Origin of the sequence: Veillonella ratti (assembly GCF_003992115.1) — a bacterium.
GTDB lineage: Bacteria > Bacillota > Negativicutes > Veillonellales > Veillonellaceae > Veillonella_A > Veillonella_A ratti.
Genome location: NZ_RQUX01000019.1, coordinates 1 through 15536, shown reverse-complemented (window position 1 = coordinate 15536; position 15536 = coordinate 1). Strand labels below are relative to the sequence as shown.

General features: G+C 41.6%; 11 protein-coding genes, 1 rRNA gene and 1 riboswitch. Of the genes, 1 reads left to right on the top strand and 11 read right to left on the bottom strand.

The window, feature by feature from the left end; translation table 11 throughout:
- The first annotated feature begins 15 nt into the window (after positions 1-15).
- A riboswitch (SAM riboswitch) is annotated at positions 16-107 on the top strand.
- An 87-nt stretch (positions 108-194) separates the two neighbouring features.
- Complete coding sequence (locus tag EO124_RS08265) at positions 195-1025, top strand: MetQ/NlpA family ABC transporter substrate-binding protein (protein WP_127059137.1); 831 nt, start codon at positions 195-197, stop codon at positions 1023-1025.
- Between the two features lie 230 nt (positions 1026-1255).
- On the opposite strand, the gene EO124_RS08260 is transcribed toward EO124_RS08265, so the two are convergent.
- From EO124_RS08260 to rrf, 11 genes are all read right to left on the bottom strand, one after another.
- On the bottom strand, positions 1256-1651 hold the full coding sequence (locus EO124_RS08260; RefSeq protein WP_127059136.1) for a cytidine deaminase: 396 nt from the start codon (positions 1649-1651) through the stop codon (positions 1256-1258).
- Positions 1652-1698: 47 nt separating this feature from the next.
- Entirely contained in the window at positions 1699-3015 is a 1317-nt protein-coding gene (locus tag EO124_RS08255) for a thymidine phosphorylase (protein ID WP_241230693.1), read from the bottom strand.
- Positions 3016-3113: 98 nt separating this feature from the next.
- Positions 3114-3806: a deoxyribose-phosphate aldolase gene (gene deoC / locus EO124_RS08250; RefSeq protein ID WP_241230692.1), complete on the bottom strand. Its 693-nt coding sequence runs from the start codon at positions 3804-3806 to the stop codon at positions 3114-3116.
- 49 nt (positions 3807-3855) lie between these two features.
- Positions 3856-4476 (bottom strand): 3'-5' exonuclease, encoded by a 621-nt coding sequence (locus EO124_RS08245; RefSeq protein ID WP_127059134.1) that lies wholly within the window; start codon positions 4474-4476, stop codon positions 3856-3858.
- Positions 4477-4976: 500 nt separating this feature from the next.
- On the bottom strand, positions 4977-6083 hold the full coding sequence (locus tag EO124_RS08240; RefSeq protein WP_127059133.1) for an NADH-dependent flavin oxidoreductase: 1107 nt from the start codon (positions 6081-6083) through the stop codon (positions 4977-4979).
- A 260-nt stretch (positions 6084-6343) separates the two neighbouring features.
- Positions 6344-6709, bottom strand: coding sequence for a MarR family winged helix-turn-helix transcriptional regulator (locus EO124_RS08235; protein WP_127059132.1), 366 nt, complete (start codon positions 6707-6709; stop codon positions 6344-6346).
- Positions 6710-6911: 202 nt separating this feature from the next.
- The gene (locus tag EO124_RS08230; RefSeq protein ID WP_127059131.1) at positions 6912-8171 is read right to left on the bottom strand and encodes a nickel-dependent lactate racemase family protein; all 1260 of its coding nucleotides are present in this window, start codon (positions 8169-8171) and stop codon (positions 6912-6914) included.
- A gap of 31 nt (positions 8172-8202) precedes the next feature.
- Positions 8203-8706 carry a GNAT family N-acetyltransferase gene (locus EO124_RS08225; RefSeq protein ID WP_127059130.1) on the bottom strand — a complete coding sequence of 168 codons (504 nt, stop codon included), beginning with the start codon at positions 8704-8706 and terminating at the stop codon, positions 8203-8205.
- A 167-nt stretch (positions 8707-8873) separates the two neighbouring features.
- Positions 8874-11138, bottom strand: a complete 2265-nt coding sequence (locus EO124_RS08220; RefSeq protein ID WP_164726596.1) for a YadA-like family protein — start codon at positions 11136-11138, stop codon at positions 8874-8876.
- Between the two features lie 472 nt (positions 11139-11610).
- Positions 11611-13869 (bottom strand): YadA-like family protein, encoded by a 2259-nt coding sequence (locus EO124_RS08215; protein WP_127059128.1) that lies wholly within the window; start codon positions 13867-13869, stop codon positions 11611-11613.
- 1235 nt (positions 13870-15104) lie between these two features.
- A 5S ribosomal RNA gene (gene rrf / locus EO124_RS08210) occupies positions 15105-15221 on the bottom strand.
- Between the last annotated feature and the right edge of the window lie 315 nt (positions 15222-15536).

Below are 15536 nucleotides of genomic sequence, written 5' to 3'. Positions count from 1 at the left end.
AGAATTAAATACGGACTGTTATCGAGAGCGATGGAGGGACTGGCCCTGTGAAATCCGGCAACCATTCGATGGTGCTAAATCCTGCGGTATATACCGAGAGATACGAAGTAAATGTAGGCGACTCGGTTTTACCGAGCCGCCTTTTTTATTCCGATACGTTTCGTGCAGTTTTTCTATTTTGAGGAGGTAGAGACATGAAAAAATTATTTTCGTTAGCAGCTGCTGCTATTTTGGGGAGTGCCTTACTTTTGGCCGGTTGTGGCAGCGACAACAACGCATCCGCCGGCACATCCGGTAAAACAGTGATTACGGTTGGTGCATCACCGGTTCCACATGGTGAAATTTTGGAGCAAGCTAAACCATTATTGGAAAAAGAAGGTATTGAACTTAAAGTTGTAGAATTCACCGATTATGTAAAACCTAATATGGCGCTTAACGACAAAGAATTGGATGCTAACTTCTTCCAGCATGTGCCATATCTTGAAAAATTCATCAGCGAACATAAAATGGATTTAGTATCCGCCGGTAAAGTTCATGTTGAACCAATGGGTGTTTACTCCAAAACGATTACCGATAAAAACTTGGAAGCTAACTTGCCTAACGGCTCTAAAGTAGCGATTCCGAATGACCCAAGTAATGGCGGCCGTGCCCTTATCTTATTGCAAAAAGCCGGTCTCATCACTTTGAAAGATCCTAATAACATTTATGCTACAAAAGCCGATATCGCTTCCAACCCTAAGAATCTTGAATTCGTAGAACTCGAAGCCGCTCAGTTGCCACGTAGCCTGGATGACGTAGCTATTGCCGTTATTAACACTAACTACGCTTTAGAAGCTGGTCTTGATCCTCTTAAAGGTGCTTTATACTTAGAAGATAAAGATTCCCCATATGCTAACATCGTAGCGGTACGTAAAGGCGACGAAAATCGTCCTGAAATCCAGAAATTAATGAAAGCCTTACAATCTCCTGAAGTTAAAAAATTCATCGAAGATAAATACAAAGGCGCTATCTTACCAGCTTTCTAAATCGTAAGATAATTTAAAACCAACAACAAATACAACTAACAACTAAAAGCCCGCTGAAGTGCTTCTCATCTGAACACTTCAGCGGGCTTTTCTTAAGTAGTGAACCATGTTTAAAGGAGCGAAGCGACGCATAAATATGTGTGAATCTCTTAGTTCGCGGCGTAAAATTTTACGAAGTAAAATTCACAGCCGCCGAACAGAACGTATTTACAAAGTACTTTGCGCTCACATCACACCAAATCCTTCGGTCCGAAGCTATGTGGTAACATTTCGTCCATGGTATAGCTTATAATCTGTCCGGCTTCATCTTCCAGCAAAATCTGCGGAATATCGAACTCTAACATCACCTGGCGACAGGCGCCGCAAGGCATGCACGGATTACTTTTCAGACCTACAACGGCAATCGCTTTAAACGTCGTATAGCCTTTGGCAATCGCCGTCTGAATGGCACCTCGTTCGGCGCACATGGTAAGGCCGTACGACGCATTTTCTACATTACAGCCGCTTATAATGGTACCGTCTTCACTGAGTAACGCTGCCCCTACGGCGAAGTTTGAATAGGGACTATACGAATGGAGCGCCGCTTCTTTCGCCGCCTCAATTAATTTCTGTTGCCATGCTTCCATGGTTTTCCTCCCCGGCTTATTTCATAATTGATTACATTTGTTGGTGATTATATATATCGCTCCGTACCGTCCGCTGTAACTCTGGCAAATACCAACGGTCGCTTAACCGGAGGTTCACCGGCTATCGTAAGAGCATCTAAGTAGCGAGTTTCCCCTTCTACCAAAGTACTTTCAGTACCACTTTGCAGGTACGCAATGGTTTCACCCGCTTCAACTGCATCACCGGTCTTTTTAAGTATCCAAATGCCCGCCTTATAATCGAGCGCATCCGTCTTCGTATAACGGCCGGCCCCCAAGGCCAGGGCGACTCGCCCGCAGGCTTCCGCATTCATGTGTGTGATGTAGCCTGCTTTAGGTGCCAGTACGGCTTTTTTATAGGCTGCTTCCGCAAAGGCTGGTTCTGTCAAAACGGTTGCATCACCACCCTGGGCTTTAACCATTTCGACGAATTTTTCAAAACCGCGACCACTCTTCAATGTGTCTTCCGCCAAAGTTACACAGTCTTCATAAGTCCCTTTACCACCAAGATACAGCATATTGGCGGCGAGGGTTATGGACTCGTGAATTAAATCTTCAGGGCCTTTACCGCGCAGAACTTCCACGACTTCCGCAATTTCGGTGGCGTTGCCGATGGCCTGCCCCAAAGGCCTATCCATATCGGTAATCAGCGCCACTGTTTGACGCCCGTTATGATGACCGATAGCCACCATCGTTTCCGCCAGTCGCACCGCATCATCCAGCGTTTTCATAAAGGCACCGCTGCCTACTTTAACATCCAAGAGAATCGCATCGCTGCCGGCGGCCAACTTCTTACTCATCACGGACGACGCAATGAGGGGTATGCTGTCCACCGTGCCCGTCACATCACGAAGAGCATACATGAGTTTATCGGCGGGCGCCAAATTACCGGATTGCCCGGTTACGGCAACCCCCACCTTTTTGACAATATCAAAGAACTCTTCCTTCGATAAGGCCACGTTCACATGAGGAATGGATTCCAATTTATCGATGGTACCGCCCGTATGGCCAAGGCCACGGCCCGACATTTTAGCGACGGGTACCCCGCAAGCCGCCACGATAGAGGCAATAATAAACGTCGTCTTGTCGCCCACCCCGCCGGTGCTGTGCTTATCCACCTTAATACCCGGAATCGGACTCAAGTCAATCTGTTCCCCCGACTCAGCCATAATCATGGTCAAATCCGCTGTTTCCACGCCCGTCATCCCTTGGAAGTAGACCGCCATGAGCCAAGCACTCATCTGATAATCGGGAATATCGCCTTTTACATAATTATCGATAATATATTTCAACTCTGCCTTTGTATGAGCCTGGCCGTTGCGTTTTTTGATAATCAATTCATTCATATGCATAGTATCACCTGTTTTTGTGAAAACCGCAGTGGCGGTCTCTTATTATCAACTATTATAAATGGCAGCTACTAATGCCTAAATTCCGCATCCGCTTAAAATGTTTCGTCTAAACGATTGGCCAAAAGGCCTACAGCCGCACTGGCACCAATACGGTCACAACCGGCCGCCAAATACGCCACCATGTCTTCGATGGAACGAATTCCGCCGGCTGCTTTTATCTTAACATTCGGGCCGATATGCTTTTTAAATAAAAGCACGTCATCAAGCGTAGCTCCGGCTGTGCCGAAACCGGTGGAGGTTTTAATATAATCGGCGCCGCCATCCGTTACCGCTTGGCAAAGGGCGATTTTCTCGGCCTCCGTCAAATAACAGGTTTCAATGATAACTTTAAGCACCTTTTCACCACAGGCCGCCTTAATCGCCTTAATTTCTTCCACTACGTTCGCATAATGACCGTTTTTAACCATGCCTAAATTAATGACCATATCCACTTCGGACGCACCGTCTGCTATGGCCGCTTTTGCTTCAGCCACTTTGACAGCAGTTGTCATGTAACCGAGGGGAAACCCGATAACCGTGCAGATGTTAACTTCTTCGCCGTATTTTTCAAACACCGGCTTCACATAGGTCGGAGGAATGCAAACGGAGGCAGTTTCAAATTCCACTGCCTCTTCCACCAATTGCTGAATAGCCGCCCAATCGGCGGTTGCTTTCAATAAAGTATGGTCCACATGTTTTAAAATTTCTCGCCCCGTATATTTCATTACTGTCGCTTTGCCGCTCATACGCCACCCCGCATCATATTAACTGTATATTGTAAAAAATTGACTATTCTTAGAAGAACGACATCTGTTCGCCCGATGCTTCTTCTTTTACTTTTTCACGATGGTCTTCCGTAATGAACGACTCCTTAGCGAGACCGATATTAGCCAATAATTGGTCCATAGATTGAACCCCACGCTTTTTAGCGGCCGCAATGGCTACCTGTGCACAAATTTCCGCATCATCCAGTGCATAATGATGTTTGAACTCATAGCCCAAATAAGCAGCTAATGTATTCAATTTATGATTCTGCAAATCAGGCCAAACGCGTTTGGAGATTTTTACCGTACAGGTATAATCAAGTTCCGGCCATTCGATATTATAGTGATCGAGCGTAGCACGTAACACGCCGATATCAAACTTAGCATTATGAGCGATAACCAGCTTTCCTTTCAAGTGATTTTCATAAATAGCCGGCCATAATTTATCAAAAGTTGGTTTATCCATTACATCTTTTGGCAAAATCTCATGAATGGCGATACATTCTTCATCAAACTGCATGAACGGTGGCTTGATAAGACTATAGCCGCGTTTGGTAATCTCTCCGTTTTCAACAGTGACTACCGCCAACGAACAGGCGCTGTTGGCGTATTTATTGGCTGTTTCAAAGTCAATGGCAACAAAATTTAACATATATAAACTCCTTTTATTGTGAATCAAATAATCAATGTGCTTTTATTTTCAGGCATTAATAAGGCCGCTCGTCACAATATGGACTGATAAAAAGCCTTTTCTATGCCGCTACTATATCGAAACATCTACCTTTTATTATACTCCATATGATAGGTTTTATCATCTATTTATACAGTTCAAAATTCAATTTTAAACCCTATTTTTCCTTAGAACGAAGTGCCGCGAGAATACCAAAAACACCTTTTAAACCGTATTTTCCATTAAAACGAAGCACCACGAGAACACAAAAACACCGCAAGTGACGCGCATGGCCTCTCACCCATACGCGCCGTCTTACGGTGTATTGTGCAATATTAAATCTTGAACAGATTTTGATGTATATAAACTTCCCTCTCAGGGAAGGTGCCATATTATATTAACAGATTATCTATGTAAAAGCCGAAGGCTGTCATTATTCTAAATGCAACATTGTGCCTGTTTTGACAATAAATTATATTGTCTTATTTAATAAGTAAATGTGGGGTCTTCATTTCCATGAAAGCGTAGGTCCCCGGTGCAATCATGAGCAAATCGCGATCTTGTTCATTCAATTTAGTACGGATTTCGCTATCACGGTTAGCCAAAATTTTGTGGAACCATTTAGGGTCAATCAATACGCCGGTACCGATAGCGGCAATATCGGAGTATTTAAGCGCCGCTTCCACGTCTTCACGAGTATGAATATCGCCTACGGAAATGAGCGGTAAACGACCGTTAATTTTTTCATACACATATTGTAACATAGATTTGTCGGCATATTTTGCTATATCAGTAGCTCGGTCATAGCGCGTTAAGGAAATGTGGAGATAATCCAGTTCTTTGTCGGCCAATTGATCAACGAGCCACAAGGTTTCTTCCAAGTTGAAGCCCGGATCGGTTTCTTCACGTGGGGAGAAACGATAGCCTACGATGAAGTCTTTATTACCTGATTCTTTTACCACCTCAAGGACACCGTCTACAACACGTTCAATGAAGGTGTAGCGTTTTTCCATGGAGCCGCCCCATTTATCGGTACGACGATTGGAATGTGGTGAAAAGAACTGATGTAACAAGTAATGGTTGGCCCCGTGAAGTTCAACCCCGTCAAAACCGGCTTTCATGGCACGAACCGTAGCTGCTTTGAAGTTTTCAATGATTTCTTCAATTTCATCATTGCTAAGTTCGCGAGGTACTTCAGACCCTTCGCGGCCCGCCGCATAGGCACTCGGCGCTACCGGTTGTTCACCGCCCAATGTCTTGCTGTCCGACATACGACCGGCATGGAAAATCTGAAGAATAGCTTTCGTTCCGTTTTCTTTCATGGTTGCGGCTAATTTTGAAAGGCCCGGGATAAATTTATCATCATAAACGCCGAGTTCACCGGTCCAGCCGAGGCCGTTCTCTTGGATATTTGCTACACCCGTAATGAATAGGCCAGCACCTCCGGTACGCATGCCGTAGTAAGCAATTTCATCACCGGTTACCGTACCGTCATAATAACTCATACGCGTGGTCATCGGTGGAATCGCCAAACGATTCTTTAATACGACACCATTTCTTAATTTTACTTGTTCCGTTAACTGTTTCATCGGTCAATCTCCTTTTTGCTGACTATGACGGCTTTTAAACGTCATTATCTCTTCTCTATCTGAACAATAGTTTTGCCTATTGGAATTTTCACCACAAGCATGCCTTTATTAATATGCATGCTCATGCATGTATCTATGTAAAAAAATATATGTAAACAACCTAAGCAGTAATCACGTCTCATTACTGCTTAGATTGGAATTACTGACAGCTACTCAACTTCATAACCCACCGTTTATCGGTCGGTTGTCCTCATACAGCCTTATTTGTAATAACACTGCAATACTTCTTCTACTACTGTTTTCGCTTCTGCCAGTCGTTTCATACCACAATCCGTAATGGCGATATAAACGCCTCGTTTATCACAATCGCAATTAACTCGTTGAATCGAGCCGCAATTGCTACCTTCCATACGAACGATCATACGCGACATAGCACTTTGACTAAGCCCCATATATTCTTGCAATATATTCAAACGCATTTTCTTTTCTTCGCTGTGCGCCAAAAAGTATAATACGTAATACCCGTTTAATGTTACTGATGTTCTTGCTTCTAACTCTTTGCTCAAAGCATCGGTTATATCTTTAACTCGTCTTATATCGGCTAACCATTGATCCATGAAAGCCATCGACTCACCTCCTCTAAATGCATGTACATGCATTTACTTTGTTTAGTATAAAGCATGTTCTAAAAAAATGCAACCCCTAAATTTAAATTTTTCTATCTTTTTAAACTTAGGGGCTGCCATGCCTTATTTATTCTGCTATATCTAGTATTCAGCTTTTAGTATTCAGTTTTCTGAAAAATCCGTATACTGCGTCGATTATACCCTATTTTAAAATCGGCACGGTGTACGAACCATGAGGCATCAATAAGATTTCCGCATCTTTACCGAGCTTTGCTTCGGCCAATTTCAAAGCTTCGTCCAAAGAGTGAACCGGTGTGAAAAAGGCTTTACGGGCGTAGTCATCATCGAGACTCGACATCAGGTAGAAGTCGGCTTTTTTCATCAAACGGGTAACGGCATAGGCTTTATGACGACCAATTTGGAAATCGTGACGCACCGAATCTTCGATGGCCTGAATCGAATGGAAGTCATTTACCGTTTGGTCAAAAATAGGTGAACCGGAACCTTCGCGGCATTCCGCCAATAGAATTACCACACCGCCCGGTGCTACGGCACGAACCGCATTATCCATGGTCTTTTGAGACTGGTAGATATTAATATCTTTTGGATAGCCGCCGGTTGAAGCAATAACAATCGGTGCCTGACGTTCAATAACCACACCGTTTTGGGCGTTTACGAAGTCACAAGCAGCTTTATGGGCAGAAATATAATCACCCGCAAATACGCCGGTAAATTCTTTTTCACCATTCAATACTACGTTCAGTAAGAAAGTAGGCGGGCACATAGTCACACCTTCCATTTGATCATCATAGATAGGATTCCCTTCCAAATGGCCAAGCGTTGCTTTATCGTCAAGCATTAAGCTGTGGTTTTGACGAATCGTTTCATAAGAGGCTACGCCCGGTAAAATCGCCTTACGGCCACCGCCAAAACCGGCAAAGAAGTGATGGACTACGGAACCGGTACAGATAATGTGGTCTGCTTCGACTACATGGCGATTGAGCCATACATCGGTACCGAAGGACGTCGTGCCTACATGAACGAAGTCTTCTTTTTTCTTCGAACTGGAGTTATACATGGCAACACGACCGGCGGCCTCCATCCCCACTTCGCTAATCATTTCGGCTTCAGTCATGTCACGATGTGTCCCTAAAGCGAAAACTATCTTAATATTTTCATCAGGAATCCCCACTTCGTTCAATTCATCAAGAATAATCGGCATGAAAACATGGGTATTGGCAATACGGGTTGTATCATTGGCAATGATAGCTACCGTTTCACCGGCTTTAAAAAGCTCTTTGAACGGTTTGGAATCAATCGGATGGGCCAACGCCTCCTTAATAGCCGCTTCCGGGTCTTCAATCACCGGTGTTTCCGCCATATGTAATTCCCCAATAATACGTTTTTCATCTAAACTGCAGTCAATCATTTGATCGCCATAGTGAAATGAGTAAGTTTTCATGCGTAAGCCCTCCATTATAATGTTTATATTATTACACCAGTAATGTATATGTCTCCGTATCCTGATAACGGCCCTGTTTGATGCCTACTTCAGGCACGGTTCCCGAGAATGTAAAGTTAAATTTATTATGCAATGACACGCTTGCCTCATTGCCCGCTGTGATTACGGATACAACGAGATGAATGGAATCGTCGTCTTTAGCCAATTGCAAAATATCCCCCATTAAGCGACTGGCTACGCCTTTGCCGCGATAATTCGGGTCGATGTAGATGGATAATTCCACCGTGCTGGCATACGCTTCTTTGCTGCGATATTCAGACAGCGTTGCATAGCCGCAAACGTTACCATCAATTTCAGCCACCAAGAGCGGATGGTTTTTTATATTATGGTTTTCAAACCAAGTGGTCCATTCATCAATCGTACGAGGCTCAAGGTCTAGGGTCGCCACGCCATGCACTACTTCGTAGTTGTAGATGTCTAATAATGTGGGAATATCTTTACGTTCGCCACGGCGCACTGTAATCTCTGCTTTCATGTAAAGCACCTCTTCTTCTCAAGTTTGTTATAAACAATTATAGCATATGAGGAGATAATTGGGGTAAAAAGGTAAAGGTTTGAAGGTATACTAAAGTTGCATCTATATAAAAATAAAGGCACGAGCCCGAATAGGGTCATGCCTCTATTTATTAACTATATAATATCTTACTTAGCAAGAGCTGCTTCCAATTTAGCCAAGCGAGCTTTTAATTCGTCGTTATCAGCTTGTAAAGATTGAATATTTTTATCCTGGGCCGCCAACTTCTGATCTTGAGCTTCTAATTTATTAGCCATTTCGGTCTTACTCATATTGTTATATGGCGAAGATTCACCGAATTTAAAGGAAACACCGGCATTATACATATCGTCGCCACTGCCTATGGATGCTGCAATATTGAACATAATATCGTTATTAGGACGATAGAAAGCACCTACTGCAGCTGCTTTTTCACCTTTATAACCACCCATACCAACGGCAAAAGATACTTTTTCATTAGAGTCAAAATCTAATGGATGTAACGCCGCTAAAGCAGCCGAACCGGCAGCTACTTTATTGATTTCTGTTCCTAAACGAGAAATTTGCTGACTGTTGCTCATCGTTTGAGCCGCTACACTGTCGATAGATTTCTGCAATTGATCGCGAACTGTAACAACCTGATTAACCGTAGCTGCATTCATGGAGCCGGCTACTAATGGAGATTCTCCTACATTGCTGATAACTTGGCCATTAGCATTAATTCCGTCAGTAGTAATGTAGGTATTACCGCCTACCGTGATGCTGTTTTCTACTATAAGATTAGCCGGTACATCATTAGTTACTGTTGTGCCGGAGCTTGCCCCTGCACTGCCGGTATTGCCCGTATTGCTGCCATTATCTGTATTGCCGTTATTATCATTGTTATCTGTATTGCCGGTATTACCTGTATTACCGGTATTATCATTGTTATCTGTACTACCTGTATTATCTGCATTGCCGGTATTATCATTGTTATCTGTACTACCTGTATTACCGGTATTATCGCTATTATCTGTGTTGCCTGTATTACCGGTGTTATCGGCTGATCTGTCTTCGCCTGGATTAGTAGCATCCGGATTGGTAGTACCTTGATTACTGCCTTGTCCGCCAGATGAATTATTATTAACTAAATTAGTAACTGATTCGTCAATCTTATCTACACGTTTTGTAAGATCAGTAATATTTTGGTTTATGACATTGTTAAATTCAGTTACCTTAGTAACTACAGTTTTTAACTGAGCCACGTTAACGGCATCCGTATCGGCACTACCGGCCGCAACATTAATAATTTGACGTGTTTGAGCCTGTCTAATAAGGTTTCCGTTTTTATCATAAACGGCAGAACGCCCTACACTTACAGCACCTTCGGTCGATTTATAGGTAGCCAAAATGGCGTTTTTAGCGGCAACACTAGCTTCATTTATGTTATTGGCGGCTTCAAAGTCTTCTAGCTTACTACTAGCATCTTTTTGTGCCGCATCCCATGCCTGTAGAGTATTATAATCTGCCTGGCGCGCAGCTTCATCAGCATACGTTGTCGTAGTCATTTTAGCTAGTTGCTGATTATAGCCTTGGTAGTATGCCATGTAAGTCTGACGTAACCGTTTCCATTCACTATATGTATCGGCAGATATATTATTATTGTTGTAAAAATCAGTGACCGCCTTAATAACCGTTGCATCTCCGCTGGCTTTAGCTAATGCTATATCATTCGCTCTTGCATCACCATAACGCAGACTCAAATCAGCAGTAAAATTCTTATCAAATGGAATATAGCCATACTTACCAAATGTGCGATCTGCCACAGCTCGATCACCTAAAGCAACTGCACCGCCTCGATGAAGATCATAGGTAGCACCACCAATAGTAGTCCCGTTACCAAGTGCTGTACCTCCATTCAATGCATTAGAGCTATCCCCTATAGCAACGCCACTATTATTAGATCTCGCATTATAGCCAAAAGATGTCCCGTCAACGGCTAAAGATGAATTCCCAACAGCAGTAGCATATTGATTAGAATAACGCTTTTGTAACGTTGAACCGGTATTAAATTGGGCGGCAATTGCACTGTTGCCAATAGCTATACCACCGCCGGCTTTGGAATTAATCCCAATTACAGTCGCTGAGTTAACACCGAAATTATCACTACCAACCACCACTGAAGACGACCAACCTTCATTTGAGTAACCAATACTGGTTGCTCCATTATTGGCAAAATTACTAAAACCGATAGCCGTCGTAATCATTTTATTTAAATCTGCAATTGTATTAGGTTTATTCACCTCTGTATTCGTCAAATCAAGTTTTTCCGCCGAAACGAATGAATAACTGCTGATTAATGCCAATAAAGTTGCTGTAACACGTAGCGAAGCTTTCTTTGTATTCTTAGATAACACTAATTTTTGTTTTAACATAATCCCACCCCTAAAATTTCCCAATTCAATACCTATCGAATTAAAAGCAAGAGTAAATTTTAATGAAATCTTCATTAACCCTATCAATTAACTACTATATTAATCCATTATTTTATCAAATGCAACACTTCAAACGTTTAATGGACTCCATTTTAGTCCATTTTAAGCGTATTTTATTCCATTCAGGCAAAACTATACCAATTGTGTATATTTGATGAATTTTGCATTTTTCATTGATTTTATAAAGTTTAACGAAACGTTAAATAATGAAATATTACACGATTATGATAAAAACAAATTAATATCAAAACCTCATTCAAATTTGATATACCAACTAGTTTCAGGGGTTTTATTGTATTAAAGCAGTAAATAATTAAAAATTCCGAGCAACCTAAATTAGATTGCTCGGAATTTATTCTTTCTGCTATTAATAGCATATTAAATTAGTTTTTTAATGACTACATATAATATCTTACTTAGCAATAGCTGCTTCCAATATAGCCAAGCGAGCTTTTAGTTCGTCATTATCAGCTTGTAAAGAAGCAATATTCTTATCTTGTGCTTCTAATTTATTAGCCATTTCAGTTTTGCTCATATTGTTATATGGAGAAGATTCACCGAATTTGAAGGAAACACCGGCATTATACATGTTGTCATTGTTACCTACAGCGGTAGCAAAGTTAAACATGATATCGTTATTCGGACGATAGAATGCACCGATAGCAGCGGCTGTTTCACTCTTATAAGCACCCATACCAACGGCAAAGGTCAATTTTTCATTAGAATCAAAGTCTAATGGATGTAAAGCGGCTAATGCAGCAGCACCGGCAGCTACTTTATTGACTTCTGTTACTAAACGGGAAATCTGCTGACTGTTATTCATAGTTTCAGAAGCCACATTATCGATGGATTTTTGTAATTCATCACGAACGGTTACCACTTGGTTAACGGTAGCTGCATTATGAGAACCGGAAACTAAATCAGATTCGCCAACGTTTTGAATAACTTGGTTATTGGCATTGATGCCTTCGTTGGTAATGTAAGTGTTGCCACCAACGGAAATGCTGTTTTCAACTTTAAGGTCTTTGTTCAAAGAAAGGCTGAAATCATTTTTACCGTTTTCTTTAACTTGGATGTTGCCGTCGCCGGTAATTTTAGTTGGAGTAACTAAACCGTTAACTTGACCTAAAGCGTCTTTCAATTGACCTTCCGTAGCGGCACGGTCGGCTTGAACTTTAGTAGGATCCCAAGTTATATTAGTAAGACCGGTAATAGTGCTGGCACCATCTTTAGTACCAATGGAAACATCACCAGCCTTAATGGTGTCGCCTAGGCTTACTTTAACACCTTTGCTTGCATCTTTAGGGTCAACAGCACTGATTACTACACCGGTATCTTTGTCACCTTCGATATTCAAACTACCATCACCATTAACAATGTTTTTAATAGAGTTATCAATTTTGTCGACACGAGTGTTAAGATTATCAATCTTAGTTGTGTTTTCAGCAATCTTATCACTGTTTTCGCTTACTTTAGTGGCTACTGTTTTTAACTGTGCTACGTTAACAGCATCGGTGTCTTCAGTACCGGCAGCTACGTTGATAATCTGACGGGTTTTACCATCAGCGCCTACGCTAACAGCACCGTAGGTGGATTTATAGGTGGATAAGAGAGAATCCTTGAGTGTTACAGCAGATTCTGAAATACTATTTTCCTTTTCATAAGCTCGTAAAGCTTTAATAGCTGCTGTTTTAGCACTTTCTAATTCTTTAAGGGTATTAAAATCCTCTTGACGATCAGCTTCAGTTGCATACGTTTTAGCTGTCATTTTAGCCACCTGATCATCATAAGCTTTTAACTTGGTAACATAATCCTGGCGTAATGTCTGCCAACCGGCATATGTATCTTTATACTTGTCGTAAAAAGCATTTACACCATCAATGACAGTCTGATTACCGGTTGCTTTTGCCAAGGCTATATCAGAAGCCATAGTGTCAGGATTTGCAGCTAAAGTCGTGTTCAACTCATCATTTAACGGTACATATCCATAAGAACCGGAAGCACGATTAGCATAGGAATATTGACCTAAAGCAACTCCGCCACCACGATAAGGATCATAAGCGGCACTGCCGGTCTTGGCTCCGCTACCAAGAGCTGTACCTCCGTACATTGCACTAGAGGAATTACCCACGGCAGTACCGGTACGGAAAGATTTGGCACTGGAACCAATTGCCATACCATTAATAGCGGAAGAATTGTTTCCTATGGCAATAGCGTCAGTCTGATTAACATCAGTTAGTTTTGTCCCCACATTCCAACGTGAAGTACTAGCTGCATTACCAATAGCAATGCCACTTACAGCACGTGAATCAATACCTATCACCGTAGATTTTGAAGAGCTATAGTTATTGTAGCCCACTGAAACAGCGCCGACTAAAGCTTTATTGAGTCTCCCTACAGCGACACCACCGTAGACGCCCCAACTTGTTGCATTGTTACCTGTGCCTATTGCCGTTGCCTGATTAACAGCATAGTTATCAAAGCCAATGGTTGTAGTTAATGTATCATTGTTTGTAATAACCTTATTAGGGTGAGTCGTGCCTTCAGCGGTTAAATCAAGATGTTCTGCCGAAACAAAGGAATAAAAACTCATTAACGCTAAAACGGCAGCTGCAATCCTAGGCGTAACTTTTTTTGCTTTTTTGGATATACATAATTTTTGATGTAACATAAATACCACTCCTAATAAACTTACTATTGTACTACTTAGTCGAACCAAATTCTAAAATCAATTTTTAATGATTAATTCATTAATTTCTTAATTCTTAACTATAATAGTCCTATTTAGATTAAATTTCAAGACTTTAATTTTTTAATGAAGACTCACTTTCTCCAATATACACGTATTGAAAAAGTAGGAATACTCGATTACTTTTATGTGTGTTTAATGAATTTTTGTAATGATTTATAATTTATGCAGTTTAGTTACTACTTGATAAGAATAATATTTTTCGATTATGAAAAATGATTACATTTAACAAATTCATATTATTATGTACTTTGTAAATATTTTATAAAATAAATTTATAAGGTTTTACAGTCTCTTTACATTTAAATTTTAACAAATTGTAAGTAGTTGTTACGTCCATAAAATAAGGGGATATTGACCAACTAGTAAAAATGATTGAACTCATATCTAGATATTGATATCTATTTTTATTTTTGTAAATTTCAGATGTATTCATTAGGTGAAATAACATACTATAAATCAATAAGTAGAAATAAAAAAAACACACCGGAGGGTGTGTTGATGGGATTATATATGATTTAGGATGTGGACGTATAGCAGGGATAGGGGCTGTTATAGGCTATCATGTGGTGCTGGCAGGCGTAGTGGCTTATTGCGTGATTGATTTAGGGCATGGCAGCATTGATACGCTCGCTGAGGTGTAGAAATACTATCATTTGATGCTAGAGGGCTAGTGGCTTAACGCTCTATTGATTTAGGGCGTGACCGCATTGCTTCGCTCGCTGCAGTAGAGGAAGTTAGATGCGCTCATTTGGTGCTAACGGCTATAGTGGCTTAATGCTCTATTGATTTAGTGGCATACCGCATTGCTTCGCTCGCTGCAGTTATCTTATTTAGTAACGCAGAGTACGGTGCGCCTGTTCAGCGACTACCTATCATTCGTACGCAGTCACGCTATATATGCTTCCCGTTCGGATGCTGTGGATTTCTCTTCGAGAAATCTTACGCCCCGAACTACGCGATTCGCTATAATTTATGCGTCGTTTCACTCCTTTAAATTATGCTCTCTGCGTACGAAAGAAAGTGATGCAATACGATTTGCGCGTCACTTCGTTCCTTCAAATCGTTTGCCCTACTTTTCCCAAGGCCAAGGCCTGGTCGGATAGGTAGTCAATAGAATAAAAAAAAGACACACCATTCGGTGTGTCCTTTTAGTCAATCAGCGACTACCTATCCTCCCAGGCCGCTTCCAGCCAAGTACTTTCGGCGTATACGAGCTTAACTACTGTGTTCGAGATGGGAACAGGTGGATCCTCGTAGCTATCGCCACTGAATTTTTCAGAGCTTGTACTCTGAAAACCACATAGAAGTGTAGATTATGTAAGTTACACATTAGATAATTTTTGATATGAGTAGGTGCTCTAGGCACTTATTTATGTTGCGTCGCTCCCCAATTTACAATATACCTTGTGTCCGGCGCCTGTGGATTTCTCTTCGAGAAATCTTACGGCTCGGACTAAAAGATTCACACAAATTTATGCGTCCCTTCGGTCCTGTAAATTTGGTTCACTATTTAAGTAAAGCCCTCGATCTATTAGTACCAGTCAGCTCCAAGCCTCACAGCTCTTCCACACCTGACCTATCAACCA